At 55.9% G+C, this 25,909-nt stretch carries 24 protein-coding genes and 2 pseudogenes; 22 read left to right on the top strand and 4 right to left on the bottom strand.

The annotated features are described in order from the left end of the window. The first annotated feature begins 419 nt into the window (after window positions 1–419). Window positions 420–3,086: a hypothetical protein gene (locus NKI25_RS33110; protein ID WP_353000578.1), complete on the top strand. Its 2,667-nt coding sequence runs from the start codon at window positions 420–422 to the stop codon at window positions 3,084–3,086. A gap of 18 nt (window positions 3,087–3,104) precedes the next feature. On the opposite strand, the gene NKI25_RS33105 is transcribed toward NKI25_RS33110, so the two are convergent. Next, window positions 3,105–3,683: a hypothetical protein gene (locus tag NKI25_RS33105; RefSeq protein WP_353000576.1), complete on the bottom strand. Its 579-nt coding sequence runs from the start codon at window positions 3,681–3,683 to the stop codon at window positions 3,105–3,107. 597 nt (window positions 3,684–4,280) lie between these two features. Here NKI25_RS33105 and NKI25_RS33100 point away from each other — a divergent pair. The 8 genes from NKI25_RS33100 (at window position 4,281) to NKI25_RS33065 (ending at window position 15,311) form a co-directional block, all read left to right on the top strand. Beyond that, window positions 4,281–5,312 (top strand): DNA-methyltransferase, encoded by a 1,032-nt coding sequence (locus tag NKI25_RS33100; protein WP_353000574.1) that lies wholly within the window; start codon window positions 4,281–4,283, stop codon window positions 5,310–5,312. Between the two features lie 30 nt (window positions 5,313–5,342). Then, entirely contained in the window at window positions 5,343–7,445 is a 2,103-nt protein-coding gene (locus NKI25_RS33095) for a DEAD/DEAH box helicase family protein (RefSeq protein ID WP_353000573.1), read from the top strand. Then, the gene (locus NKI25_RS33090) at window positions 7,445–7,651 is read left to right on the top strand and encodes a DNA modification system-associated small protein (protein WP_353000572.1); all 207 of its coding nucleotides are present in this window, start codon (window positions 7,445–7,447) and stop codon (window positions 7,649–7,651) included. The genes NKI25_RS33095 and NKI25_RS33090 overlap by 1 nt, the downstream gene beginning before the upstream one ends. A gap of 1 nt (window position 7,652) precedes the next feature. Further along, the gene (locus tag NKI25_RS33085; RefSeq protein ID WP_353000571.1) at window positions 7,653–9,638 is read left to right on the top strand and encodes an AAA family ATPase; all 1,986 of its coding nucleotides are present in this window, start codon (window positions 7,653–7,655) and stop codon (window positions 9,636–9,638) included. Then, window positions 9,619–10,014: a hypothetical protein gene (locus NKI25_RS33080; protein ID WP_353000569.1), complete on the top strand. Its 396-nt coding sequence runs from the start codon at window positions 9,619–9,621 to the stop codon at window positions 10,012–10,014. Before NKI25_RS33085 ends, NKI25_RS33080 begins: the two co-directional genes overlap by 20 nt. Beyond that, complete coding sequence (locus NKI25_RS33075; RefSeq protein ID WP_353000567.1) at window positions 10,014–12,548, top strand: sigma factor-like helix-turn-helix DNA-binding protein; 2,535 nt, start codon at window positions 10,014–10,016, stop codon at window positions 12,546–12,548. The genes NKI25_RS33080 and NKI25_RS33075 overlap by 1 nt, the downstream gene beginning before the upstream one ends. 214 nt (window positions 12,549–12,762) lie before the next feature. After that, window positions 12,763–13,332 carry a hypothetical protein gene (locus tag NKI25_RS33070; RefSeq protein ID WP_353000565.1) on the top strand — a complete coding sequence of 190 codons (570 nt, stop codon included), beginning with the start codon at window positions 12,763–12,765 and terminating at the stop codon, window positions 13,330–13,332. Window positions 13,333–13,559: 227 nt separating this feature from the next. Then, complete coding sequence (locus NKI25_RS33065) at window positions 13,560–15,311, top strand: adenylate/guanylate cyclase domain-containing protein (RefSeq protein WP_353000564.1); 1,752 nt, start codon at window positions 13,560–13,562, stop codon at window positions 15,309–15,311. On the opposite strand, the pseudogene NKI25_RS36625 reads toward NKI25_RS33065, so the two are convergent. Beyond that, window positions 15,311–15,490 (bottom strand): annotated as a pseudogene (locus tag NKI25_RS36625) (adenylate/guanylate cyclase domain-containing protein); the annotation flags it as partial. The gene NKI25_RS33065 and the pseudogene NKI25_RS36625 sit on opposite strands and share 1 nt — an antisense overlap. Before the next feature lie 225 nt (window positions 15,491–15,715). Here NKI25_RS36625 and NKI25_RS33055 point away from each other — a divergent pair. Next, window positions 15,716–17,482: an adenylate/guanylate cyclase domain-containing protein gene (locus tag NKI25_RS33055; protein ID WP_353000562.1), complete on the top strand. Its 1,767-nt coding sequence runs from the start codon at window positions 15,716–15,718 to the stop codon at window positions 17,480–17,482. A gap of 341 nt (window positions 17,483–17,823) precedes the next feature. Here NKI25_RS33055 and NKI25_RS33050 read toward each other — a convergent pair whose 3' ends face one another. After that, a complete protein-coding gene (locus NKI25_RS33050; protein ID WP_353000561.1) occupies window positions 17,824–18,270 on the bottom strand; it encodes a VOC family protein in 447 nt (148 codons plus the stop codon). A 74-nt stretch (window positions 18,271–18,344) separates the two neighbouring features. After that, on the bottom strand, window positions 18,345–18,680 hold the full coding sequence (locus tag NKI25_RS33045; protein WP_353000560.1) for a cupin domain-containing protein: 336 nt from the start codon (window positions 18,678–18,680) through the stop codon (window positions 18,345–18,347). 161 nt (window positions 18,681–18,841) lie between these two features. On the opposite strand from NKI25_RS33045, the gene NKI25_RS33040 reads away from it, so the two are divergent. From NKI25_RS33040 to NKI25_RS32985, 12 genes and pseudogenes are all read left to right on the top strand, one after another. Continuing rightward, entirely contained in the window at window positions 18,842–19,372 is a 531-nt protein-coding gene (locus tag NKI25_RS33040; RefSeq protein ID WP_353000558.1) for a MarR family winged helix-turn-helix transcriptional regulator, read from the top strand. A gap of 150 nt (window positions 19,373–19,522) precedes the next feature. Continuing rightward, entirely contained in the window at window positions 19,523–20,155 is a 633-nt protein-coding gene (locus NKI25_RS33035) for a tyrosine-type recombinase/integrase (protein WP_353000556.1), read from the top strand. Window positions 20,156–20,262: 107 nt separating this feature from the next. Next, complete coding sequence (locus NKI25_RS33030) at window positions 20,263–21,195, top strand: DUF4336 domain-containing protein (RefSeq protein WP_353000555.1); 933 nt, start codon at window positions 20,263–20,265, stop codon at window positions 21,193–21,195. A gap of 267 nt (window positions 21,196–21,462) precedes the next feature. After that, entirely contained in the window at window positions 21,463–21,975 is a 513-nt protein-coding gene (locus tag NKI25_RS33025; RefSeq protein WP_352829671.1) for a hypothetical protein, read from the top strand. A gap of 407 nt (window positions 21,976–22,382) precedes the next feature. After that, on the top strand, window positions 22,383–22,682 hold the full coding sequence (locus NKI25_RS33020; RefSeq protein WP_353000553.1) for a hypothetical protein: 300 nt from the start codon (window positions 22,383–22,385) through the stop codon (window positions 22,680–22,682). 660 nt (window positions 22,683–23,342) lie between these two features. Further along, complete coding sequence (locus tag NKI25_RS33015) at window positions 23,343–23,519, top strand: hypothetical protein (protein WP_352789864.1); 177 nt, start codon at window positions 23,343–23,345, stop codon at window positions 23,517–23,519. 320 nt (window positions 23,520–23,839) lie between these two features. Next, window positions 23,840–24,082: a DUF982 domain-containing protein gene (locus tag NKI25_RS33010; RefSeq protein ID WP_353000552.1), complete on the top strand. Its 243-nt coding sequence runs from the start codon at window positions 23,840–23,842 to the stop codon at window positions 24,080–24,082. 107 nt (window positions 24,083–24,189) lie between these two features. Continuing rightward, complete coding sequence (locus NKI25_RS33005) at window positions 24,190–24,384, top strand: DUF982 domain-containing protein (protein WP_353000582.1); 195 nt, start codon at window positions 24,190–24,192, stop codon at window positions 24,382–24,384. A gap of 131 nt (window positions 24,385–24,515) precedes the next feature. After that, window positions 24,516–25,061 (top strand): hypothetical protein, encoded by a 546-nt coding sequence (locus tag NKI25_RS33000; RefSeq protein WP_352789856.1) that lies wholly within the window; start codon window positions 24,516–24,518, stop codon window positions 25,059–25,061. A gap of 188 nt (window positions 25,062–25,249) precedes the next feature. After that, window positions 25,250–25,429, top strand: coding sequence for a DUF982 domain-containing protein (locus NKI25_RS32995; protein WP_352789897.1), 180 nt, complete (start codon window positions 25,250–25,252; stop codon window positions 25,427–25,429). 70 nt (window positions 25,430–25,499) lie between these two features. Further along, window positions 25,500–25,739, top strand: a pseudogene (locus NKI25_RS32990) (tyrosine-type recombinase/integrase); the annotation flags it as partial. A 10-nt stretch (window positions 25,740–25,749) separates the two neighbouring features. Continuing rightward, a partial coding sequence (locus NKI25_RS32985; protein ID WP_353000580.1) for a transposase zinc-binding domain-containing protein occupies window positions 25,750–25,909 on the top strand: 160 nt, incomplete at its 3' end.

Raw genomic sequence — 25,909 nt, 5'->3', positions numbered from 1 at the left:
CTACGAACTGCATGCCGCAGGCTCCTCCGTTATTGCCTCGCAGACGGTGGCGCAGATGGCCCCGCTGTGGGCCGCCGAGGAGGCCGTGCGCGGCCAGGACCCGACGTAGCGCGTCCACCGGTGTCTCCAGAGCGGACATGGCGTCGAAATAATGTTGCGGCATGTTTACCCCTTTAGCACCATCGTTCCCGATGTGGTGATCAGACAGATTGGCGGACCCACCTCCCCGATTGGGGGCCAGCTGCTCTCAGCACGCCATTTTGAGCGACTCGACTCATCCCGCATACCGTGCAGACGGGGAGCGACGGCTGCGTTTTCTACCACGTGTGGTGGTTCCCTGAGCAAGCGGGACAAGAAACCTGTACAACCGAAGGTTTCGGTGTTTTACTTCATCGCGTCTTTCCCGGGGGTGATATGGCATGGGGAACCTCGGTGGCGAACAAGCTTCCTTGACCAACAGGATTGCGATTCTGTTCGGGGCATTTTCTCTCTTCTTTGTCGCGGTGATGTTGTGCCTATGCGCTGCCATGCCGCCGCCCGATTGGGGTTGGTCAGTCACGACACAGTTCGCCTCTTACCTGTCCGGTGACCTTTTCCGCATTTTCTCGGGGATACTCGCAGGCTTCGGGTTGATGTTTGCCCTCGCCGCGAAGCGCATCCTTTACTTTGCGTTCTTCATCCCCGCGCTGCTAGTCGCAACCCTACCATACCCAACCTTGTCACTCGAAACGGCGCTCCTTCGAAATCCGATCGCCTTCGACCGCGCATGGCAAAGGTACCAGGAATTGCCGGGTGACACTCTAATCTCATCCGTTAACAGTGACGAAGCACTGCGGTCGGCGTTGATTGCCAAACCAGAAACGGCTTTGCGGAAGATTGGTTCGACCGACTTCCTACAGATGGTCGTCGGGACATCAGCCCTAGAAGCCCGTCGTCTTCAGTGGTTTGACACATTAAACCAGAAGGCAACAGCTGCCCTCGCTGCGCCAAATGTGCAAGAGATCGATGTCAACCCGTTTACGCAACAGGTATCTGCAACACAAGCTGCGCTCGCAGAGGCCAGCAAGCCAAGGACGCGCCGGTGCTTCCGTACTATTAAATACGTTGATGGCCCTGCTTGCGATGACACGATCATCATCCCCGACACGACTGCCCAAGCAAATGCTGTCACCGCTGCGGTCACCGCAGAAGCTACGGCGAAAGCACAAGCCGAAAGCGCTGCGAGCGCAGAAGCGCTGCGGTTGCAGACCGTTGCATCGACATTATCCAGCGTTGACGGTCTCGCGCGAACATTTGACGCAGCCGGGGCGGCTGCGATCAATTGGTATTGGACGGTCTTCATCTCAATATCGACGCTAGCGCTACTTTTTCTCTTCGGGGCAATCAACTACCGCATCGCGATCTGGGGAACGGGCATCGCGCTGATTGCGACAGGAGGGCTTGCAGTTCTATGCCTTTTCGGTGCCATTTTTCCCGAGGGTGGGAACCTTGGCGCCACCGCCATCACATCGATCCTGATGAGCCTCGCGGTACTGGCCGTTAGCACGCTGTCTGGCGCGGTCATAGGGCGTATGATCGAGGAGAATGTGACGCTGGTCCAGAAGATATCCAAAACTCGCAGAGACCGGGTTTTGGGAGAGGCGCTGCTGAAGTGGCTACCGCTGCTGGCATGTGTCGTCCTTGGTACATTCATTGCGAACCGCGCAACGAAAGCCACACACGACTTGGCCTACAGTATCCCTATCGCCGCAATCGCGGAAGCCGACGCGCCGGAGTCGTGCAAAAACACTGATCAACGGCTCGTGTTTCAACTTCTCCCTCCGACGAGAGATCTGGAAGTCGATGTCGACCATTCCGTCGGCTGTCATTTCTCGTCCGCGCTGAAAGCGGCGCGTGATGCCAATTCGGCCTCGGCACAACAATCCTCTGCTGCCGTTGGCAGCGCCGGCGACATGGCGGTCGCCGCTGTGAACCGGGTGATCCCGACAAGCTTGCCCTGCGATGCGGATGGGCACAACATCCCCGATCGTGGCGGCACGTGCGTCAGCGACGCTTTCAACTATCCGGAGTGCAGGTGGTGGCAGCTTATCTGTAAGGCGAAGAGGATACCCCATCGGGCTGCGGAGAGCGCCTATGCGAATGCCCGCGCAGACGCAATCGGTTGGGTGTCCGCCAAGGTTGACTCCATCAAGGCGACGGTGGACGCCGATGCGCCCATCGCTCAAGCTCAGGTCGATGCCTTTGCGCTAACAGCCTTTGAGAACGTTTCGATAGAAGTGCGAACCGGGCTCTGGCAAGGCTTCCGCGTTTGGGATGCGATCCACGCGGGAGCCTTCGTGATCTTCACGATCGCCGCGTGCAAGAGCGCCGTCTATGTATTTTCTCGGATCTTCTATTCCCAACGACCATTACGAAGCCGGAAAACTTCGAGGGAGAGACGACTGGGCATCGTTGTATCGACCGTACCAAAGTACAAGCTGCAAAAGCCGGGAACCTACTACCTGAAGATAGGGGCAGACCCAGGCGAGGTCGCCCCGAAGGGCCCATGGTTTCCGCAACCACTTAAGATGTTCTTCGCTCGCCTTCCATTCAGGCTGTTCTTCAACTTCTTCACCCTAAAACAAGGGCAACACGTGCCGTTCAGTGAGGAGGGCAACGGCCGATTTGTCGAGATCGAGATCGAGGACTCGCAAAAAGTGGCATTCTACCTGACATATCTCTATGCGTGGTCCGATACCGTCAGATTTTCGACAACCTGGAGCTTCCGGTTGCCGAACCTGTTGCGCGGACGCATATCGACAAGTACGGCAACGGGTCCAGGGAGGATAATTCTGTTTTCGAAGGGGTCTGTTGAAGCTATTGACTCCAATTACAACGGTCAGGGCTACCCTCCGACGAGATTGATGGCGTGGTCAGCGGACATGGACGTCACGACCTCTTCGGATGTTTCGACAAGCTCGATCTACTTCAGCGGCGTACTGATCAGGCCACAGGGTGATAGCCTCGCGATTTTCGATGTCAGCGCCGGGACGCAGATATTCCCCGGTGCGGTCAAGTTTATCCCACTGCTGCTGTCACCAATTTAGGAGGACACAATGCGGCGTTCATTCCTTTTTGCGCCCATTGGAGCGTGGTCGTTCTTCCTTCTCGTCGCTCCTGTCGTCGCGAAAACCGAGCTGGTGTACAAAGGCGTTGAAACGCGAATTGCGGCGTGGGATTGCGGAGGGATATACTGTTATCGAAGCATCTGCGTCAGCCTCGAAAACGTTTCGGATCGCCAGCCGGGAACCGCGCGTTTTTACATTGAGGGCCTTTGGGGCAAACCGAGAGATCTCGACGTACACACGGGAAAGTATTGCGTTGAGAAGGGCGGAGTAGGCTATGTCGCCTTTACCGTCATCATCACCCCGATCGAGCAGGATCTCTACGCCACGACCGCCGACGACCTGAGGTGAGGGGGCGGTCCAGTTGCCGAAACCCGCAAGGAGGCGCGGGTGCTGGGTGTGTCGCGTTCCAATATCTGTGAGCGTCTGAAGGGCAAGTCCAAGTCTCGCGGGCCATAACTTAAAGCTGCTTTCGAAGAGCCGTTGAATGTCCGCTTCGCTCAATTGCACGCCGAAAAACGGACAGACAGCTCGCGGCCCCACCCGGTCATCAGCTGGTTTGCCGACGACCAATGCCATTGCGCTTAGCTTGAAACTGTCGTTTGCAAACCCGCGGGGAGGGTGCTCAGTGTGAAAACCCAATTTCACACTGAGACGCTAAGACACGAGACCGTTCTCGGGAACGAACGGAGTGTACGTGGAACAACAGGTGCAGCGGATATTTACGCCGATATATCAGGGGCTCTGCGTAAAATGGAACTGGCATCTTTCCCGATTGAAATGTTGGAAGCAATGCCGCATGTCGTCCGGTTCGTCTTCTGTTGTGATATCGCGGTAGAGATCGCGCATCTCGTCGGTGTGATGCGTCCATGCTCGATAGCAACGAGCAACGTATTCGCCTTGCGTCGGAGGGCTGGCGAATGTTGGCGGGCGATTGCGTTGATTCGAGCTGAGCGAAGCGAGAATTTTGCCCCGGGGCCGCCCACTCTGTGGCCATCGGAGTGGCCCACTAGCAGGTATCAGTTGATTACCGTCGTTCCAGCTGAGCTGAAGCTTGATTTGTCCCCACCCATCCTTGATGGAATGAATTGCGAAATGGCACGTTCTGAATTCTTGTGATCGTGACCGAAAATGATCTCACATAGCATTTACCATTCAACGTGGCCTGAGCACCGCATGCCGGATGAAATGATCGAAAGAGCTATTGAATACCAGGAGTCAGAGGCCTCAGTCCGGGAACGAGTATCGTCGGGACGGGTAGTGGAGGCGTACCGCACGGCGCATGGGCACATGTTCCACGGGCGCATTGAGGATGCGCTCAAAAGCGACCACCTCACCTCGCTCAAGGGGCGAGTAAATCTGATCGTCACTTCACCACCATTTCCGTTGGTGCGAAAAAAGCGCTACGGCAATGAGACTGGTGAAGCTTATTTGAACTGGCTTAAGTCTCTGGCCAAGCCGCTTTCTGACCTTTTGACGGACGATGGTTCTATCGTCATCGAGATAGGAAACGCTTGGGAAGCCGGCGTCCCAGTTATGTCCACATTGCCGCTTGAAGCGCTGTTGGAATTCAAGAGGGCTGCAAATCTCATCCTTTGTCAGCACATCATTTGCCACAACCCGGCGCGACTCCCGAGTCCGGCGGCCTGGGTAAACATAAAGCGCGTTAGGCTAAAAGACTCGTTCACCCACGTTTGGTGGATGTCGAGGTCGGAGAACCCGAAAGCAGACAATAGATCGGTCCTAAATCCGTATAGCGCGGATATGAAGCGTCTTCTTAAATCACAAAAATACAATGCTGGGACTCGTCCGTCGGGCCATGTGATTTCTGAAACAGGGTTTCTGACAGATCACGGAGGCTCGATCGCTGCTAATGTGGCCGATTTTGAGGACCAAGCAACCACCCCTGGTTCGCTTCTCAAGTTTTCTGGCACGAAATGGGATGCCAACTACCGCGACTACTGCCGACGGTTTTCAATTCCCGCTCACCCTGCGCGGATGCAGGCGATGCTTTCGGCTTTTGTCGTGAAATTCTTGAGCGACCCTGACGATCTCATACTTGATCCATTTGCCGGCTCCAATACGACGGGAGCTGTGGCAGAAGGGCTTGGGAGGCGGTGGATTGGAGTTGAGGCGTCTCGCGAGTATGTTCAGGGATCGAAGGGTAGATTCAAGCTATTTGAGAATGAGCAACCCCAACAAGATTAGTTATCTTGGCGGGAGGAGAAGGGGGACGGAGTGGGTGCGGAGGAGCAACCCTCGGGGGCGCAAGCTAAGGTTTTGGGCGATTTATCGGCACTGAAACTCAAAACTGAATATCGTTCTCTTAAGGAAGAGCCGGCAAGAGCCTTTTATCGTCCGTGCTTGCAGCATTGCATCGAGTACAAGCGAGCTACCGGCTATTTTCGGTCGTCAGTTTTTCTCGTCACCGGACAGAGCGTTGTGGAATTCGCCAAACGGGGCGGGTTGGTGAAGTTGATCTGTTCACCGGAGCTTGATGCTGATGACATCGACTCTATCGTGCTCGGCTATGCCCGAAGAAGTGACATAATTGCCAAGAGCCTGGTGGCTCAAATTGATCAGATGTTGTCGATGCAAGAGACATCGTACCAAACCCGAATTTTGGCTACTCTGATCTCTGTTAAGTCTCTTGAACTGAAATTGGCGGTTAGAACGGATAGAAAGGGCCTCTATCATGAAAAAATTGGTATCTTTCTTGACGGCATTGGTAACCGCGTTTCATTCAAGGGCTCTGCAAACGAAACCTGGAGTGCATGGGACCCGAGTGGAAATTTCGAGTCGATTGAAGTGTTCTGTAGCTGGAGAGGCGGGCTTGAGGCCCAGAGAGTTGCGAACCACGAAGCCCATTTCGACTCACTATGGTCGGAGCTCGACCCGGACGTGGAAGTTTTTCCATTTCCGTTAGAAGCTGCGGACCATCTCAAAAAAGCAGCACTCAAAAGGCTTGATGACGTGACTACCAGCGCCGTCCCGATTCCTGCACCACGACGATCGGCCATGCCACATCAAAGTGGCGCTATCGCTGCGTGGGATGCACAGGGGCGACGGGGCATCTTTGAACATGCCACCGGAAGTGGGAAGACATTCACGGCAATTCTCGCAATCGCACGGCATGCGGAGATGGGACTCCCAACCCTAGTCTTGGTTCCAAGTCGGTTGCTTCTCGACCAGTGGGCAATCGAATTGCGTCAAGAAATTCCGGCTGCGGCACTTCTCCTGGCCGGTGGGGGGAACGACAAATGGCGTCTACCTCGAAAACTGCGGAGCATGACCGACCCTGATCCTGAGTTGGGCGGGCGAATCATCCTCGCAACTATGCAGACGGCATCCATGCCAGAGTTTCTTTCGAACGTTGCTGCTGGGGCGCATCTGCTTATTGTGGCCGACGAAGTGCACCAGACCGGCAGTCCACAGCATTCGAAGATATTCGAAATTCAGGCTGGACAACGCCTAGGGCTCAGCGCCACGCCGAAGCGCTATGGCGATCCTGACGGGACGTCTAAAATGTTCGAGTACTTCGGTCCGGTCGTACCTCCTCCCATCACGCTGAATGACGCTATCGAAGCTGGGAGGCTGGTCCCTTATGAGTATTTTCCGCACGCAATAAATCTGTCCGCAGAAGAAGCCGATGCGTGGAAGGATCTCACGCGGTTCATTCGAAACGAAATGGCGAGGCAGAAAGTTGACATTAATGGAAAGCGGTCCTTCAGCGAAAAGGCAAAAATGCTCCTGATCCGGCGAGCACGCATCGCCAAAAAGGCCCGCGCGAAGATTCGCCTTGCCGTCTCTATTTTGAAGGAAAATTTCGAGGACGGGCAGAGTTGGCTCGTATACTGCGAGGACGCTGACCAGCTGAACGACGTGTTAGCGGAACTACGCGCCTCGGGCATAGAGGCGATTGAATATCACTCTTCGATGCCTGGTGATCGAGACGCAACCATGTCTTGGTTTAGAATGTATGGCGGAGTTCTTGTTTCTATCCGGTGCTTAGACGAGGGAGTTGACATTCCCGCAATATCACATGGCCTGATCCTGGCCTCATCGCAAAATCCTAGGCAATTCATACAGCGAAGGGGGCGCGTTCTGAGACGCTTTCCGGGTAAGGAGATAGCAGTGATACACGACGCAATTGTTGTTCCTGTGAGTGCCGAAAACGAACCGGAGCAGATGAGCCTTCTGAGGGCGGAGCTTGTTCGCTCAATCGAGTTCTCGGAGAATGCAATAAATCGTGCGGGTGGCGCAGAACTCCGGTCTATCGCTATAAAAATGGGCATCGAACTCGGCATGTTTCATGACGACGGAATTGAGGGAGACGAATAATGGTGGAGGACGATTTGACTTTAGAAACACTGCTTGCTGTTCGCGAGGATGTGGCACCCTATCTCGACCAGGACCTGCTAAAGCAATGCTATCAAATTCAAAAACGGTTTCAATTTAAGGATGATCGAACCGTTTCTACTAATGGGATGGATCGGCTGATTGATGAAGCGCTAGTGGCCCATTCCGAGGCGGCAAAGAGCAATTAAGATGAAACTTCATAAGCTTAGCACCTTCAATTTCATGCCGTATAACGGAAATATGTCGATTGATTTTCCTACGGATGACTATCGAAACGTCATGATAGTTTTCGGAGACAATATGCGTGGCAAAACGAGTTTGCTGAACGCGATTCGATGGGGGTTCTATGGAAAAGCTATTGGTAGGCATTCCAGGCAAATTCCTCTTCAAGACATCGTAAACAAGGAATCATCGCTTTCTGGCGACTGGAAGGTTCAGGTTTATATCGAGTTTGAAGCGGGAGGTCACAAATATGATCTGAGGCGTACGGCAGATAGGCGTGCCCTGGTTGCGATACCGACGAGGCCGGACGATTTCATCGTTTCGGTCCATCTAACTCGTGACGGCGTGGTCATAAGTGGAGATCAGATCGAAGCCGAAATCGATCAAATTGCACCGGAACAAATTTCTCGATTTTTTCTTTTCGATGGCGAGCTTCTTCAGGAATACGAAAGCCTTCTGATCGAGGGCAGCGAACAGGGGCGGCAAATTCGTGAGGCCATCGAGGAAGTCTTAGGCGTTCCCGCGCTCATCAAAGGACGTGATGAGCTCGGCACGATACTGAAAGCCGCGACCAAAAAGCAGACCGCTGACCTTATTCATATTCAAGGTCTCGAAAAGCAGGCCGTTCGCCAGAAGGAGCTGACAGCCAAGCAAGACACATATGATCGAGATTTGATAACGCTAGTCGAGAAGCTTGAAGCGACCCGAAAAGAACGGCTGAGGTTTGAGGACGAGCTAGAGGCATCGGCACTAGTGCTGACGCAAAAGGCGAAACTTGATGGTTTAAAACGGCAAAAAACTGAGTTCTCTGCGCTGATTGAAAGGAAGACGATTGAGCGGACGGAGCTGCTCGGCGCAGCTTGGCAGGACCTGTTGGACGCAAAACTAACTGTTAAGCGAACACATCTCTTGAACAGGCAGTCGGAAATAAATTCCGAGGTAAAAAAGCACGCGAAGCTTGAGAACGAAATTGAAAAACTTGAAAAGCTGCTTTCGACGGGAACATGTTCGTTATGCGGCCAGAAGATGGATGAATCGCACCGGCATGACCTAGGCACCTCCCTTGGACAGCTGCAAGTAGAGGTTACAAAGGTGCGGAATAGTGACCGGGAAACGCAAGCCATCGCTGCTCAGCTCGCGGCACTTGGCAAAATCAGAGGGGTGAACGCTAAGGATCGCCTCAGGGCAATTGATCGCGATCTCGGCACCGCAGAAGTCGGCCAACAGCGGACAGAGAATGAAATCGAGACAATTTCGGATGAGATAGCTGGCCAAGATACGGCTGATCTGGCGAGAAAGAGGATACTGAAGGATGAGGCGGTTCGCGAGGAGGGACGACTGCAAGCCGACATCGACCGGATTCGAAAGAGTATCGAGCAGACGAAGCAGGACCTAGCTGTCATACAGAAAGCCATTGAAGGCTTGGCTTCCGCGAGGTCCAAAAAAACCACTGCCAAGGTCAACATCGCAAGCGCGCTGGAGCGCACTTTTTCGGCGAGTATTGAGCGGCTTAGGGATAGACTGAGAGAGCGAGTGGGCAAACTCGCAAACGACGCCTTTTTGAAAATGACGACACAAAAAGGGTATAGAGGGCTCGAAATAAATACCAACTACGGGCTTAGCATCCTCGACGGGAACGGGCGCAAGGTGCCCGTGAGAAGCGCCGGGGCTGAGCAGGTCGTCGCACTATCGCTCATTGACGGATTAAACCGAACAGGCCGCTCGGTGGGTCCTGTAGTTATGGACACTCCGTTTGGACGCCTGGACCTCAAACATCGCGACAACATCTTGACGTACTTGCCCGAGGTAACGAGTCAGTTTGTTTTGCTCGTTCACAGCGGCGAGATACGCCCAGACACCGATTTGGCGGCCATCAAGCCGAAGATCGGAGCGGTTTACAATATCGTCGAGGTTTCCCCTATTCACTCGAAGATTGAAAAGGCCACCCTGTGAGCCAGCAAGAGATAGTCACTATTGGACTTTCGGAGCCGGGAATGAAAAACTCGATGCCCTTAAGGATGACGGCGTCTTTGCCGAAAAGATGGACGGATTTCGGTTCGCAGTTGCACTCGCGCTTGCTCAGGGTGCGATACCAGCAGAACTCACCAAACGATCTCCGTTTTTGAACATTGGCTCCCTCGATCCTGATCAGACTTTGCGACATGCAGTAGAGGCATTGATGCCAGACAGTCTTGAGGGAACGACTCCCTATCGCCTGATCGAGAGGTTGGCAGAATGGGGCGTCAACGATCTTTACGCTCAGTCAAAAGCGGGAGGTATAGATTTCAACTCGATCTTTGAGGAAGTCGAAAAGAAAGCCGCCGACTGATGGCTTCATTGCGCGCCTATTTGATGGTTTGCATTAAAGGCGAATGGTCGGTTAGCGTCCACAAAGAGCTAGACACTCTCACAGATTCTTGGAAGGCCAGAACTGACGTAGATGCCGGGGTGGGGGTCGTCCATTTTGGATTTGAGCGCCCTGCGTCTCAGGAATTCTCTGATTTGGCGCGCTCATTTCCAGGTAAAGTGCTCTTAACCTCCTCAGCGAAATTCGGGCTTCCGGCTGGTTTTCAAGCGTCTGAGAACGAAGTTGGTCAGGTGGCCAACCTTCCGATCTACCTGGCGTTACGCGGGTGGGGCTATCTTCTAGAAGACGATATCAAGGCGCCTTCTAAGTCGAATAGCCCTCGCGCCCCCACTGGCTGGGTTAGCTATTTCTTGTCAAATGCAACACATGCGACGCCCGATTTCGAAGAGGTCGGGATTTGGAACGACGACGATTACCTAAGATATGAAAGCCGCTTGCCTCTAGCTGTCAGAAAAGAGGCCGGGGTGTTCCGTTTCGAGCAATTGATTGGGGCCGACAGGCGGGACCCTTGCGCATTCGCTCGCGCATCGCCTCCGTGGCTCGCCGAGAGGGAATTTGCATCAATACCGGTAAGCGTTCGCGTCTCAAATGTGCTCTTGAATCGCGAGATTGATACGGTTTTCGATCTGGGTGAGCTCTCACTAGATAACCTTCTTCATACCCAGAACTTTGGCCGAAAGTCAGCCTATGATTTAGTTTATTCGCTCGAAGCGGCGCTCCAGGAAGGACCCCTTAGCGTTATTATTTCAAGGGATACATCGCCGTCGGACCTGAATCTGATCCAGTGCATCGAAAGCTCTCTATTAAAATACCCTCCACGGGCGCGCGACATAATGCTTCGGCGAATGGGATTTGGGCAGAAGCCGGAGACGTTGCAGGAAATTGGGGAGCGGTATGAGGTATCTCGGGAAAGAATACGCCAAATTGAAGCGAAATTCACGAAACGGCTGATCAAGGAAGAGATTTGGGACGACGTATTAAGTGCGAAGATGGCACATCTACTTGAGGCGCGGCGCATACCAATGCCGGTGCAAGGAATAGAGGCCGCAGACCCTTGGTTCGCTGGAATAGATAACAATGCTGAGACTTTTCGATATCTGCTAGACAACGTCTCGCAGGGGCCGGCAAAGATAGTAGCAATCGATGGTGTGGAATATGTCGGATTTCTCGATCAAGGCGCTTGGGATAGGACGGTCTTGGAAGCGCGCCGCTTTCTTGAGAGCGGAGTCAATTCCGGGTGGTCGCTAGACCACTGCCGATCTATGATCGACGCCAAACTATCCGACAATTGCAGTGAGTTCCGCGAGATGTTGTGGGATGCTGCGTCACGTCAGTGTCAATTCGTGGAAACGGATGGCATCCCGACACTCGTCTCATTTGGTCGCAGCGCGGAAAGCATTATTCAAGCGGTGCTCGCCGAGTCCAATCGCCCCCTTCATTATAGCGAGATTGCCGAACTTGCTCGTCAACGATCAGGCAAGGATTTCGATATTAGGAGGGCACATAACGCAGCAGCAAACATAGGCTTTCTCTTTGGTCGGGGTACATACGGACTCAGGCAGCACGTATCAATGTCCCCAGAGCAACTAAAGTTGCTCGCCCAAGAGGCAGAGGAAATCGTTGCCGAGGGAGCGCCAGGACGACAGTGGCATAGCCAAGAAATTGCTGCAGCGCTGGTCGAACGAGAGACCGGCTATTCGTCAAAAATCAACAAGTATCTCGTTGATATCGCACTCAAGGAATCAGGCCAGCTCGAAAATCTGGGTAGGCTAGTCTGGTCCGACGCAGCTTCGCGCAGTGACGGCGAAAGCCAGAGAATTGATGTTCGTCAGGCCGTCATGGCAATCCTAAATGACGCCGGTGGACCGCTTAAGACTGAAGAAATTCGGCAGCGGGTGTCGGCGCTGCGAGGAGTAGACAGAAATTTTCAGTTTGCGTCCGTTGATCCGATAATGAGAATTGATCCCGGTATTTGGGGTCTAAATGATCGCGATCTCGTAATCAAAAGACCAGACCAGCCGAAGGTGCTCGATGCCCTAGCCACTCTTCTAGGCCAGCGCAAAACGGGGGTTCATTTTTCGGAGCTTGAAAACTCCCCCTCCCTAAAAGCGCTGGGGTTGAGCGCCACCGCATTTTTCAGCTTGGCAACGACCGACCCAAGATTCAGGGTAAACGTACATCGGTATCTATACCTCCAAGAGTGGGGTGCGCCCCGTCGCGAAAGCATCGCCGAGGCAGTCAAGGGTCTCATGGACGCTGCTGACGCGCCCCAAACGTTTGAGTCGATTGTCGGTTTGGCCGAAGCTCGAATGGGTAGGGGATGTGATCGATCGGCAGTATCGGCATGCCTACAATCTCTTGACGCCGTGTATGATCAGACAGCTGGGACCTGGCGTCTGCCTATTGCTAACGACGCTGACCAAGACTCTGAGCTTCCTCGGGATTGGCCTGCAGACGTCATTAAAAGTGAAACGGCCTCGCCGACTTTGATATGATGCTCCTTGGGTGCGGTCGTTCGACGCCTAGAAGGCTATTGAAGAAGTCCGGGAGAGATGGGTCATCTCAAAAGACCAGGTTTGAGTTTCAATAACGACTGCGCAGGACACTCTCAGTGTGAAATTCCAGTTTCACACTGACGGGTTCTAGCGGGCTCAGCGACGGGGATATTGAGATGTTCGAAAAGATAACTCTAACGCGGGGGCGAAGGGCATGTTCCGTATCGTTCGTCTAGGTCGACGGGCAATCGGTGGGGTACCGCTGATTTCAACACTTGTTGCCTTCTTCTCCTCAAACCAATTTGCCGCCCTGGAACTGGCATTCAACTTTTGGGATCCGTTCGCGATCTCACAATATCGGCTGAGCCGTCTTTCGACTGACGACTATGAGGGATCCATCGGGCAAGCACTCAAAGATGGTGATGTTTCTGAAGCCCAAAGCCTCGTGGTGCTCGCCCATGACAACGGACGCGAATTGCCGGCGGATCTGGTAGAGCGGACACGCGAAAGCCGCTTTGAGTTCGGACTGCGGAATAGCAAGGATTTCCTGGATGGCGCGATCACCGGGCAAGTAACAACTCCGGCTTCCATCGGAGGCGTGTTGGCGGCCGACTACGTCGATGTCGGCGATATCCGCGATGCGGTCATTCAAGGTAACCATCTGATCCATGGAGAGGGCTATGACAAGCTTACTCTTGACGCCAGCTTGTGGGTCAACAGCGGAACGGCGGCGTCTGAACATCATCATACTATAAGCCGCCGGTTCGCTCTCAGCCCCACGTGACGGCCTGAGTGGTGGCTTCACGATGTCCTTAGTCGGCGCAAGCCGATGTAGCGAGCAATTGCATCGTTGGTCTTCATTGACAGGCGAGCGAAACGCAAAACTACCCGCAAGATCGAGGAGAATCTGATGCCGGTGAGTGTGGGGAGTACAGGAGGCGCAATGGACTCCACACCTGAGGGCCCATACAATCCGCACGATTTCCTTCGCTCTAGGTTGCCGCATTGCCAATGGCCGAAGAACGCAATCAGCGTCGCCTTGCCGCCATCTTCGCGGCTGATGTGGTCGGCTACTCCAGGCTCATGGGTCGCGACGAGAGCGGAACCCTGTCGGCGTTCAAGGCGCATCGTCACGAACTGGTGGACGCTAAAATCGCCGAGCATCAGGGCAGGATCGTCAAGCTGACCGGCGATGGCTTGCTGGTAGAGTTCCCCAGCGTGGTAAATGCCGTGGCCTGCGCCACCGACATCCAGCATAAGATGCGAGAGCGTAATGCCAACGTGCCGGCGGACAGGCGCATCGAGTTCCGCATCGGGATCAACGTTGGAGATATCATCATCGAGGACGACGACATCTTCGGCGATGGCGTCAACATCGCGGCGCGGATCGAGAGCGTTGCCAGGCCGGGCGGCGTTGCCGTATCCGGCTCTGTCCGGGACAGTCTCGGCAACACGCTCGCACTTATTTTTGAAGATACGGGCGAGCAGACGCTCAAAAACATCGAGCGGCCGGTGCGCGTCTACAACGTCAACCTCTTTCCCGACGCGCCGTTCCTGCAACCGGTCGGAGTAGAGTCGGTCGCCAATGAGAAACCGTCGATCGCCGTGCTGCCCTTCAACAACATGAGCGGCGATCCGGAACAGGAGTATTTCTCGGACGGCATCACCGAGGACATCATCACTGAACTGGCGCGCAATCGTGGCCTGTTCGTGATCGCACGGAACTCGTCCTTCACGTTCAAGGGGACGGTCGTCGACATCGCAGAAGCGGGGCGAAAGCTTGGCGTACGCTATTTGGTGGAGGGCAGCGTTCGCAGGGTCGGCAAGCGCGTGCGCATCACGGCCCAGCTGATCGAGGCAGCGACTGGTAGTCACGTCTGGGCGGAACGCTATGATCGTGACCTAGAAGACATCTTCGCAGTTCAGGACGAAGTGACTCGAAGCATCGTCGCCGCCGTTCCGGGGTATGTTGAATCCGACCTCGTGAAAGCATCGCGGCGCAAACCGACCGAGAGCTTGGGCGCCTATGACCATTACTTGCGCGGTATGAAGATCGTTAATCGCTGGCGCAACGATGATATTCCGCAAGCCATGGCGGAATTCGAAAGTGCGGTGAAGCTTGATTCAAACTTTGCGCGCGCTCATGCGGCGGTAGGCCATATGCACGTTCGCGTCTATTGGCAAACGCTTGCCCCACATGCGTTGGAAAAAGCAAACACAGAAACAGAACTCGCCGTGCGGCTCGACGGCGAGGACAGCAGGTGCTTGGCTGTTCGTGGGATGTGCCTCATGCTCGACAACAATTTCGACGCCGCGTCGGAAACCTTCCAGCGTGCCCTCCAGCTGACACCTGATAACGCCGATCTCAATGACATGATGGCGTACTACCTCCTTTGCACAGGTCATGCGAGCGAGGCTATCGAAAGATCACTCAAAACTATGCGCGCCAGCCCGCTGTTCCTTCCGGCCTCTCTCAGCGAGACTATGGGCATGGCGTTCATGATGACCCGACAGTACGAGGAGGCGATAAAATCTTTCGCCATTATCAACAGCCCCTATTACTATATCCACGTTTATGCGGCCGGATGCATGGCGAAGCTCGGGCGTATCGATGACGCGCGGGCGCAAGCCCGTTTGGCAAACAAAATCAAACCAGATTGGCCTAGCGTTGATTGGGGCTATCAGTACACAAAAGCAGAATATAGGGAGCACGAGCGCGAACTGGCCCATCTGGCCATGGACGCTCTAGCGGATGCACCTTGAGCGTCGGCGCCGGTGGGCTTCACGACCCGACCCCCGATGAACTTCGATGGTCGGATCGACGAGGTCGCTTCGCAACGCGAGATTGCCTGTAAGCGTACGATCCTCGTCGTTCGTCGTCAGGCGGCTGAAGCCGAGATGTCCGCCACCAGGATTGCCGCGAGCTTGCGTACTTCGGTCATTGCCTGCCCATACCCGAACCTGGCCAGCGAGATTCATCATCGCAAGCTAATAAGGCGCGGTCTTGGTTCACGTTCGGGTACATCGCGCCAAGCCTCCTTCGCGCCGGTAGCGTCCTATTTGAATTCCGGCGTATGACGACCCATACTCGAGTTTCCGGCTCGTGGACTCGGCCAGCGGTCGCCCGTACAATCCTTGTCCTGTTGCTCTTGAAGGCAATGCACTACATGCGCGAAGGACGCGTCCAACGCCGCCTCGCGGCCATCTTTGCCGCTGATGTGGCGGGTTACACTCGGCTCATTGGCAGGGATGAGGTCGGCACGCTTGACGCACTGAAGGAAATCCGGGCCGGGTTGGTCGACCCAAAGATCGCCGAGCACAAAGGCCGTATTTTCAAAACGACGGGCGATGGTGTCCTAGCGGAGTTCCCAAGCGTGGTGAACGCCGTGGCCTGTGCGGTCGACATCCAGCGGGCCATGTCGGACCGAAGCGAGGCCGTCTCCGAACATGGGGCGATACAATTCCGCATTGGGATCAACCTCGGCGACGTCATCGTCGAGGATGACGATCTGTTCGGTGACGGCGTGAACGTGGCGGCGAGGCTCGAAGGCATCGCTCCCGTTGGAGGTGTAATGGTTTCGGGCACAGTGCGAGATCACCTCGGAAACCGGCTTGACCTGCAATTCGACGACAACGGTGAGCAGATACTTAAAAATATTGAGCGCCCCGTGCGAGCTTATGCGGTGCGTCTCGACGGGACCGGAGCGAACCCCACTTCGCCGCCCTCGCTTTCTGACAAGCCCTCCATCGCATTGTTGCCGTTCGTCAATATGAGCGATGACCGTCAGCAGGACTACTTTGCGGATGGGATCACAGAGAACGTCATCACCGGTTTGTCTCGGTTTCGCGATCTTTTTGTCATCGCGAGCAATTCGACCTTTGCCTACAAGGGCAAAGCCACGAAGATACAGGACGCCAGTCGGGAGCTGGGTGCCCGCTATATCCTGGAGGGCAGCGTACAGAGGTCGAAGGACCGTGTCCGGGTTACGGCCCAGCTCATTGACGGCAAGACTGGGCGGCACCTTTGGGCAGAACGCTACGACCGAAGCATCGATGATATCTTTTCGGTGCAGGACGATGTCACCGAAAGAATAATTGGCAGTCTAGCTACAGCGTACGGAGGCCGACTGTTTAAGGCGTGGCAAGAGCGCCCAGAAGTCGCGGGGACACGGAACTTTCAAGCGCTGGACTACTTCGTGCGAGGTATGGAGGCCCTGGGCCATTTTACCAAGGAGGACAATCAGCGTGCGCGCGAACTCTTCCACAAGGCCAGTGAGCTGGATCCCAAATTTGGCAAGGCCTTTGCGAAGGTTGCCTGGACGCACATGATGGACGTAACCGATGGATTTAGCGAGAACCCCGAGTCCTCGTTGGCGGATGCCTTGGGGTACGCCAATCTCGCGATTGAACGCGACGACGCGGAGGCGTGGGGCCATTACGCCCTCGCAGGACACTGCCTTTTTTGCGGGCAGTACGAACCTGCCATTGCAGCATTTCACCGCGCCCTTGATCTCAATCCCAATGATGCAGACATTCTCATGGACTTTGGCTACTGCCTGAGTTGCGCGGGAAGAACGACCGAAGGCCTCGACGCAGCACAAAAGGCGTTGCGGCTTAATCCTCGCCATCCCGAGTGGTACGTCGTACAGCTCGGCCAGATTTATTTCGACTCCCGACAATACCATGAAGCAGTCACGGCTTTGCATAGCCTAATGACAATCGACACGGTGTACCGCTGGCTATATTTGGCAGCCAGTCATGCTGCATTGGGGAATCTGACCGAAGCGAACATGGCCGTGGAGCGGATCAAGCAAATAGATCCGTCAGCCACAATCGTTGGACGAACTGGCCCCCAGATGACGCCTTACAAAAATGCCGGCGATCTGGAACACCTTCGCGAGAACTTGCGCAAGGCAGGCCTGCGGAATGACTGAAAGCGCGCGCTGGGCCTTGAAGCACTGCAAATGGCGCAGGGAATACGGCCGCGCCGAGACAGAATTGGCAATGCGGCAACCTAGAGCGAAGGAAATCGTGCGGATTGTATGGGCCCTCAGGTGTGGAGTCTATCACGCCTCTTGGCTGCTATTGTGATGGGTTTCGGATGCCGGCCGTCCGCTATTGTTCTTCGGACCCCATAAGCCGACCTTCCGAATCCGGCCCAAAGCACTTCTTCGATCGTTCGTTCTTCCTCCGGCCAAAGGTGGCCGAAGGAGAAATTCCATGGGATTTTCACAGTTTGATCCTGCATGCGCTGGAACAGCGGACATGGAATGGCTTAGCGGCCCACCGAAGACGACGTAGGTTGCTGGTCGGAAGTATCCGACGCCGCGCTCATATCCAACCATATGAATTCGAAGGTATGACCATCGGGGTCCGCCAGACATCGATTGTACATGAAGCCCATATCCTGCCGCTCGCGAATATCGGCATCGCCGCCGGCACTCGCGCCGGCGTTCACCGTCGCGTCCACATCTTCCCTGCTGTCACGAGACAGGGCGATGAGCACTTCGCTAGTCGCCTTTGCGTCAGCAATCTTCTTTGGTGTGAAGGTCGCGAAATAGTCGTTGCCCAGCAATTGAAACGTAATGGTGTCAGACCAGATCATGCTCGATGAACGATGGTCGCTAAACTGCTCGTTCTTTTCGCATCCGATCGCCTCGTAAAAGCGGGTCGCGGCGGCAAGGTCTTTCACCGGTAGGTTCACGAAGATCATCTTGGGCATTGCGGTTCTCCTTTTCGCTGTGTGCTGGACGAATGGTTCGTGGAGGTGGCGCAGCCGCGCTGCTGCTAACTGATTTAAACCGGTATCTGAAGGATCGTGTCGCTTGGATGGATGCAGACGAGTTCGAGCCTGTCTTCTCCGACATTGGTGAAGCGATGCGGCACGCTGGCCGGCGCGACGACAATGTCTCCGGGAGAGGCGTGCGCCACTTCATCTCCGACGATGAACTCGGCCTCACCGCGCCTTACCACCCAGGTCTCCACGTAGGGATGCACATGCAAGCCAGAGCCTTGTCCAGGCGCGGCGTCGACAAGGAAGAGCGATACCGGACCGCCGGCCTCGCGGCCATCGAACCGGATTGTCCGGCTCTCGCCAGGTTGCGGCTCCCGATGGCGTAGGATCATGACCATGCTGGGGCTCCATCTCGCTGGCCTGCCAAGGTATGACTATCTTGACGCGAAGACATATGGTTGGTTTATCTTCGCGTCAAGACAGAATCTCTTCTAGTCGAGATATTTCAACGCGGCGCATGATGTATGTGTGACAGATGGTCGGGTGAAGGAGGCGAGGTATGGCGGTAAAAGCCAAGGAACACAAAAGGCCGGCGGCAGGCGACCATGTCGACCGCCTGCGCAGCCAGTGGGCGCGTGAACTGCCCGATATCGATACCGAACCGATGGGAATCTTGGGGCGGGCATCCCGCCTGACAAACTTGTTCCGCCCCAGCTTGGAGGCGACATTCGCGAGATTTGGCCTCGATCGTGGTGAGTTCGACGTGATCGCTACACTGCGCCGTTCGGGGCCGCCTTATCGCCTGACGCCGACACAGATATACACTTCGCTGATGATCTCCTCTGGCGGTCTTACCCACCGGCTGGACCGGCTCGAAAAGGCTGGGCTCATCCGGCGGGAGAAGTCGCAGCAGGATGGACGAAGCATGCTGGTGGCCTTGACCGACGCCGGCACCTCGCGCGCTGCGGAAGCCTGTCGGGCGCACGTGGCGAACGGGGCCGCGTTCCTTGAAACCTTGGATGCGAAGGAACGAAGCGCGCTCGCCGATCTTCTGAGAAAATTACTTGTCGGCATTGAAAACAATGCCTAGCGACCTGACAGGGACGGCCGAGATGAGGTCGGCAGCTGAACGACAGCTTTCGTCGAAGGCTGCCGGGAAAGGACGGTCTCCTTTCGGCCCCAAAAGCTTCGAAATCGCCAATCGTTTTCCCTCGGCCAATCAGGGCCAAGGAGAACGAAGATGGGCTACTCACGTCATGATCCCGCTGCGCAAGGTCGAGCGGCTTGGAACGCTGGCAAAACCGTTGGCACGAAGCGACCGCTTACCCAGAAGCAGATCTGGGCAATCCGCTTCTTCGTTGATCGAGAAGGACGCCTGCGAGATCGGGCGCTTTTCGACCTGGCAATCGACAGCAAGCTTCGCGGATGCGACCTGGTCAAGATCAAAATTGGAGATGTCGTGGCTGGCGCTGAGATAAGGACACGAGCGATCGTCGTACAGCAAAAGACCGGCCGACCGGTTCAGTTCGAGCTCAAGGCGGATGTTCGCGCTAGCCTCTTATCGTGGCTTGAACGTCGAGGTGGAGCTGTTGCCGACTACCTGTTCCCGAGCCGGGTCGATCATACGAACCACATGAGCACCCGACAATATGCTCGTCTCGTCGACGAATGGGTGTCTGCCATCGGCTTGCGCTCGGCTGAATACGGCACGCACTCGCTACGACGGACGAAGGCTGCAATGATTTACCGGGCGACCGGAAACATCCGCGCCATACAGATATTGCTCGGACATACGAAGATTGAGAACACGGTCAGGTATCTTGGCGTCGACGTCGAGGACGCCTTGCTCGTTGCGGAGCGCACGGAAATCTGAAGTCGGGAGCGGTCGTTCGGCGTGTCGGACGACCGCTTTCGCCACAGTCGCGCTGCGACCGGCTGCATTGGGGTGGAAAGCGTCCTTGGCGAACTAGACTTCGCGACATGCTGGAGCCGCTGGGATCGGACCTATGGTTTGCGGATGGCGGAGTCGTCTCGTTCAAAGGCTTCGATTATCCGACACGCATGGTCGTCGTGCGTCTTGCCGATGGCGCGTTATGGTTGTGGTCGCCGGTCGAAAGGACGGCGGCACTGGAGGGCAAGGTTCGAGCGCTGGGCCCTGTTCGTCACATTATCAGCCCCAACAAGCTGCATTTTCTGTTTCTAGGCCAATGGCAGACCCCATTCCCGGATGCCAGTTTGTGGGCAACGGCGGCGACAATCGCCAAATGCAGGGAACTCCGGTTTTCCGGGGCACTGGCCGACGATCCGCCCGCCGAATGGAAGGGGCAGATCGACCAGTTCTATTTCACCAACTTGTTTTTCATGAACGAACTGATCTTCTTTCACCGCGCGTCGCGCACCGCCATCATCGCCGACCTCTCGCAGACTTTCAGCGAGCCGTTCTTGAAACGCCATTGGCCTTGGTGGATGCGGCCAATCGCAAAACTTTCGAAAATGGTCGAAGGATGGGGCCATCCGCCAATCGACTACCGGATCAGTTTCCGCAACCGCGCAAGCGCACGCCCCAAAATTCGTGAGCTAATCGGCAAACATCCCGAGCACGTCGTCGTCGCGCATGGTGAGGTTGTTAGGACGGATGGCGAAGCCTTTTTGCGGCGCGCCTTTTTCATGGCTGCTCCAGTAGTCCTAACCTCGGCAACACTTTCGATACGGCCCACGTCAGCGATCGGCATAGGTTCAAAGAGCGGGACGCGCCGATGTCCAGGAATGGTAGGAAACGGGCTGGCAGATTTCAGGCGGCTACGCCGCGAAAGCTGCCTCACCGCGCCAAGGAGCTTCGGCCGGGAAGCGCCCACATTCCGGTCGTTCATCCACCTTCCGGGAGTTCCTGAAGGCGGACGGTCTGCTCATTAGCCGGACGCCAGCATTTGAATGCAAACGAGCTGACATAGCCCGGCAAGCTCGCGCGGATGCCCCGCAGTTCTCGAGACCTTGGCTCAGATAATAAGGATCGCAACCAGATAGCATTCGCGCCACAAAGAGGTAGGAAAAACAGGTCGCCGGCAGTTAACTCAACTCTAACTTGTCGTTAGCTTGTAATTCCGTGCCTAGCCTAAGCGATTGCGTTCTTGCAATATCTCAGGTCAAGCTCCAGAGCCAGTTTACATCAATGGATCTCTAATGAGTGCGCGCTTATCGACTGCCATTAGGATCGGGGAAGCCGCAAAGGCGATCTTTCGAAAAACTCAGAGCTTTCCAAGTCGAGAATTCGGAGAGCATGCAGACCAGAGCGAACGCGAACACGTCGGTGTTGAACCGATGCTTTTGGCGCTTTCGATGGAGCTGGCACTCAAAGCGTGGTTCGTCTTCGACCACGACGATCCAAGAGTTGTCAAATCGCACAACCTGATGAAGCTGTTTGATCGCCTAAAGACCGAAAGCCAAGAGAAACTCGACGCTGAGTTCAAAAGGTCAGTGGTCCCGTATCATCCCCATGGTTTCTACATCGACTACAGCATTCGTCACATTCTTCATCAGCACCAAGATGCCTTCACCGACTGGCGCTACTTTCATGAGGCGAAGAAATCGATGATGTTCGATCAGGGTGCTTTTGAGGCAACGCTCGAAATGGTGCTCCGTGAGTTCGAGAAAAGGTATCGCATTGAGCGAGTGAAGCCGCTTTGGCCATCCTGAATGCAGTCCGGATCGGAGGCCCCCGATGCGGCATTGAATGCTCGTTTCGAGCGGTAGCTTCGGGCAGGAGCTTTCCGTGCGAGGGGAGCAGCGGCCGGGCGGTACGCGCCTCATTGCGGACATTGAGTTAAGAGCGGCTCGCGCCTGAAAGCAGACAACGCCTGGGAGGTCAAACTCACCTGCCAAGTTGCAATACCGGCATTCGCGCTGCGTCCTGACGCGCCGTGTCCGCTCGCCGAAATTCGCCCCGGCAAGCTTTGGGGGAAGGTTGCATGGCGGGTAACCAACGGGAACCGGTCATCACGAGAAAAGCATTCTCGCGACCCTCGTTTGCAATTTACAACCTGTCAAATTGGCTACACTCTCTGTGGCGTTATCACCGCAGGATACACAGCCGGGAGGTACACATGTCGGCAACTGTAGGATTTGCAGCAACTGGAACTGACAAATGGCTCAAGGTGACGGATAACATCAACACGTCCGCAGTTGAGGAGTGGTTCCAAAAAGTAGGGGACGGAGCGCGGCCCATCACAGTTTCAACATTCGATGAATCGAATGGCGAAGTAAAAGTTGAGGTTAAGCGTGATGGTGCCAGTGACTACAAGGCCCATTCCCATAAAATGCCAGTTCAGGATGGCGAAGAATATTCTATCGATGACACAGGGCTTCCCCCAATAGAAGACGAAAAGCCGAAAGACACTGAGTAAATTGCAGGCGCCATATCGATCTTCCAGGCGCGCGTCGACGTCAAAGTAGCCAGAGCAACCCGCAACGTTGCGTCAGAGTATCATGCCACAGCTGCAACAAACGGCATTGGCCTACACAGCGACGCTGTCGGGCCTCTCGATAATGCCGGGCGGCATCGCCATGCTGCTGGTATGTGGGTGGCTACGGTCGCGCTATGGCATTTGACGTCGCTCACCCCGACGCCAGCTACTACTTTTTGCCTTTTGGGCGCGTCTTCCTGATGATCGGACTGCGTTCCTGATCATCCCTATTTCGACCGCGGCTTACGTCGGTCTCCCTGCGCAAAAAACCCAATCAGGCGTCAGCGCTGATCAACGTCGCCCGCAACATCGGCGGCTCGCGCGCCTCGATTTCGCTGGTTGCGGCGGCGGGACTCGGTATCCCCTATGAGCAGGTCAAGACGGTGGCATCAGACGGCAACGTGGTGTCCCTTAAAGCGGCCCTAGCAGCACTTCGTGCCCTGTGCGCCCCCACGTAACGAGACGGATGCTGAATTGTGCCGAAATTTTGCTTACCGCGGCCCCGCAAGAAGGGCGCGCCGTCCTGCTTGATCTTCGTGATTAGCAGGAACAAATCCGCTAGCGGTGCAGTTCGGTCCTTTTAAACATGCAGGCCCGAACATGGCTGAAATCGATAAAGCCAAACAGAAGGTTATTGCCGAAATTGTGCGGCGGTGGATCACCTCAGAGGTAATCCGCAATTACCTTCGCAATCTGCTAAATCTGCCTGTAGAACGGGAACTGCCGGCCGAGCAAAGGTATTTGCTGGAGGAACTTGATAGGGCCGACAAAGAGTGACTGTATGGCACTCCATTGGTTCTCCCCTCGGGTCCCTGTCAGGACGGAGCGTGCCGGTATGACCCGCAACGTCAACAACGCCGAGACAGCCGGCGAGGAGTTGATGAAGTGGACCAAGCGTGGCCCTTGCTGGGACCCTCGCTGTGATATTCGACGAGATGGAACCTGAGGAAGCCCATAAGGCATTCCTGGCTGCTGCCGAGGAGGAGGGTATACTTTTTTCCTGATTAGCAGGTCGCGTAGCTCTTCGCGCGAGCCAAAGTCGATCACCGGCTCAGACATCCCTTCCAAACATTCCCGCCCCCTCTAATTACCCCTCAATGGCAACCCATTGGTTCGTGCCTCCGGTGTTCGTGAAGACTGAAACCGGCGTCAGGCATGGCTGCAACAATGCGAGGGCAGCCCTTGAGCAACTCAAGAGGTGGACCCGGAGAGGACCTCGCTGGCAAAAGGCGGTGACCCTCTGCCTGTCAGATTTAGAGGGCGATCCGATTGACCCTCAGGTGGTACGAAAGGCCTTTGAGGCTGCCGCTAAGGAAGCCAAGATGTATCTTTCCCCGTGAGCGAGGTGTCATGGCAACCCATTGGTTCTCCCCTCGGGTCCCTGTCAGGACGGAGTGCTGGTCTGACCCGGAACGTGAACAACGTCGAGGCGGCCGGCCAGGAGCTGATGAAGTGGACCAAGCGTGACCCTCAGTGGAACCAAGCGGTGCGCGTCTGCATTGCCTGCATTTCCGACGAGAGGGAACCCGAGGAGGCACGGAAGGCATTCCTGGCCGCTGCCGAGGAGGAGGGTTGGTGCTACGCTCGCCTGATTAGGGCCGAATGTGCCAGTTACCCGAGCCCAGTTCCCAAACATTCCTGATCCCTAATGCAACCATTCCCTGATCTCCGAGTTGCGCCACAGGCGGGGAAGCTCGGCCGACATGACAAAGCGCGACAAAACCGGAGACAAGTCCCGCGCAGAGCCGTTCGGCACCAAGGAAGGGGAATGCGATGCGTGCATATTGGTTGATACGCATTGCCGCGCTTGCGCTCAATGCCGCGCCGGCGGCAGGGGAACCTTCGGTCGAGCGAGGACTCTACATCTCCATCATCGGCGGCTGCCACGATTGCCACACCGAAGGATATAGCGAAAGTGGCGGCAAGATCGATCCGGCCAAGGCTCTTAAGGGAAATGCACTCGGCTTTCAGGGACCGTGGGGAACCAGCTATGCGGCAAACCTACGGCTGACGGCCGTCGACCTCACAGCCGACGGCTTCGTTTCATATCTTCGAGGCCTTGGGACTTATCCACCGATGCCAGGGTATAATGTACGGGCGATGAGCGATGAGGACAAGAAGTCGCTCTATCTCTATATCCGTACACTCGGTGACGCAGGCGAGCGAGCGCCGGCTTTCGTGCCGCCTCGCGACAAGGTCCATACGCCTTATATCGTCCTCGCCCCGCCCTTGTCGCCGCCCGCCTGCACACGCGATTTCGATTGCGGTGTAGGAGAAGTCTGCGATCCCGGCGGCTCCGGGCAGTGCATGAAGAGATAACGCTCAGACCAGCTGGCCGCCATCGCGCACTGGCGTTCGCTGGCGACCAGCTCTACTTCGCCATCCAGGTCCGGGGAGCAGAGCGTCAACTTCCGACATGAACTTACCGATCCAGCATTGCAGGAAACTGACCATTGCTGCCACCGGCCGGCCTTTCTCAAGACCCAACGACCTGGGGTCACCTACGGGTGCAACAATGTCGAGGGTGCCGCCGAGGAACTCCTGAAGTGGACCAAGATGGGCCTAAGTGGCGGAAGGCTGTGCAACTGTGCATCGACGCCGTTGAGGACCGGGCGACCCATGAGGAGGTTCGTAAGGCCTTCGAGGCGGCTGCTAGGGAGGAGGGGGTGCTACGCTCCTCTGGCTAGGTCTGCATTCCGCTTGCCACCACGTCTCGGGTCTGATTACTACCTTTGCTTGTTTCAATGCGGGGCAGCCGCGGCGGAGGCCGCCGAGATCAAAAAGCGGGTAACGCCGCACACCCTGAGGCATTCCTTCGCCACACATCTCCTGGAGCAGGACGTCGACATTCGCGTCATCCAAGTTCTGCTCGGCCATGCCAAAATTGATACGACCGCGCTCTATGCCCATGTCGCCACCAAGACGATCCACACCGTGATGAGTCCGCTCGACCGGATCAGCCTGCTCACAGAGGGCGAGATACGACCGGACAGATAACGCGGCGGCGGTGCGCCGCCCGTCCCTGGAGGTCGCCGACATCTTCCATCGCCATGGTGCCGCCTGGCGCGCGGCCCAGGCCGGCCACTTGAGCCTCGGCCAGCTGAAGGTGATGTCGGCGATCGAGACCTGCCGCACCGCGGCGCTTGGCGGTCATGTCGAGGCGTGCG

Source organism: Mesorhizobium sp. M0808 (genome assembly GCF_040320025.1).
GTDB lineage: Bacteria > Pseudomonadota > Alphaproteobacteria > Rhizobiales > Rhizobiaceae > Mesorhizobium.
The sequence above is the reverse complement of the archived record's forward strand: the minus strand, read 5'-3'. Positions and strand labels throughout refer to the sequence as shown.

Bases quoted from the DNA above. Each gene is read 5' to 3' on its own strand.
- NKI25_RS33110 (WP_353000578.1), top strand. From the start codon at position 420: ATGGGGAACCTCGGTGGCGAACAAGCTTCCTTGACCAACAGGATTGCG.
- NKI25_RS33105 (WP_353000576.1), bottom strand. From the start codon at position 3,683: ATGGCATTGGTCGTCGGCAAACCAGCTGATGACCGGGTGGGGCCGCGA.
- NKI25_RS33100 (WP_353000574.1), top strand. From the start codon at position 4,281: ATGCCGGATGAAATGATCGAAAGAGCTATTGAATACCAGGAGTCAGAG.
- NKI25_RS33090 (WP_353000572.1), top strand. From the start codon at position 7,445: ATGGTGGAGGACGATTTGACTTTAGAAACACTGCTTGCTGTTCGCGAG.
- NKI25_RS33085 (WP_353000571.1), top strand. From the start codon at position 7,653: ATGAAACTTCATAAGCTTAGCACCTTCAATTTCATGCCGTATAACGGA.
- NKI25_RS33075 (WP_353000567.1), top strand. From the start codon at position 10,014: ATGGCTTCATTGCGCGCCTATTTGATGGTTTGCATTAAAGGCGAATGG.
- NKI25_RS33070 (WP_353000565.1), top strand. From the start codon at position 12,763: ATGTTCCGTATCGTTCGTCTAGGTCGACGGGCAATCGGTGGGGTACCG.
- NKI25_RS33065 (WP_353000564.1), top strand. From the start codon at position 13,560: ATGGCCGAAGAACGCAATCAGCGTCGCCTTGCCGCCATCTTCGCGGCT.
- NKI25_RS33055 (WP_353000562.1), top strand. From the start codon at position 15,716: ATGCGCGAAGGACGCGTCCAACGCCGCCTCGCGGCCATCTTTGCCGCT.
- NKI25_RS33050 (WP_353000561.1), bottom strand. From the start codon at position 18,270: ATGCCCAAGATGATCTTCGTGAACCTACCGGTGAAAGACCTTGCCGCC.
- NKI25_RS33045 (WP_353000560.1), bottom strand. From the start codon at position 18,680: ATGGTCATGATCCTACGCCATCGGGAGCCGCAACCTGGCGAGAGCCGG.
- NKI25_RS33040 (WP_353000558.1), top strand. From the start codon at position 18,842: ATGGCGGTAAAAGCCAAGGAACACAAAAGGCCGGCGGCAGGCGACCAT.
- NKI25_RS33035 (WP_353000556.1), top strand. From the start codon at position 19,523: ATGGGCTACTCACGTCATGATCCCGCTGCGCAAGGTCGAGCGGCTTGG.
- NKI25_RS33030 (WP_353000555.1), top strand. From the start codon at position 20,263: ATGCTGGAGCCGCTGGGATCGGACCTATGGTTTGCGGATGGCGGAGTC.
- NKI25_RS33025 (WP_352829671.1), top strand. From the start codon at position 21,463: ATGAGTGCGCGCTTATCGACTGCCATTAGGATCGGGGAAGCCGCAAAG.
- NKI25_RS33020 (WP_353000553.1), top strand. From the start codon at position 22,383: ATGTCGGCAACTGTAGGATTTGCAGCAACTGGAACTGACAAATGGCTC.
- NKI25_RS33015 (WP_352789864.1), top strand. From the start codon at position 23,343: ATGGCTGAAATCGATAAAGCCAAACAGAAGGTTATTGCCGAAATTGTG.
- NKI25_RS33010 (WP_353000552.1), top strand. From the start codon at position 23,840: ATGGCAACCCATTGGTTCGTGCCTCCGGTGTTCGTGAAGACTGAAACC.
- NKI25_RS33005 (WP_353000582.1), top strand. From the start codon at position 24,190: ATGAAGTGGACCAAGCGTGACCCTCAGTGGAACCAAGCGGTGCGCGTC.
- NKI25_RS33000 (WP_352789856.1), top strand. From the start codon at position 24,516: ATGCGTGCATATTGGTTGATACGCATTGCCGCGCTTGCGCTCAATGCC.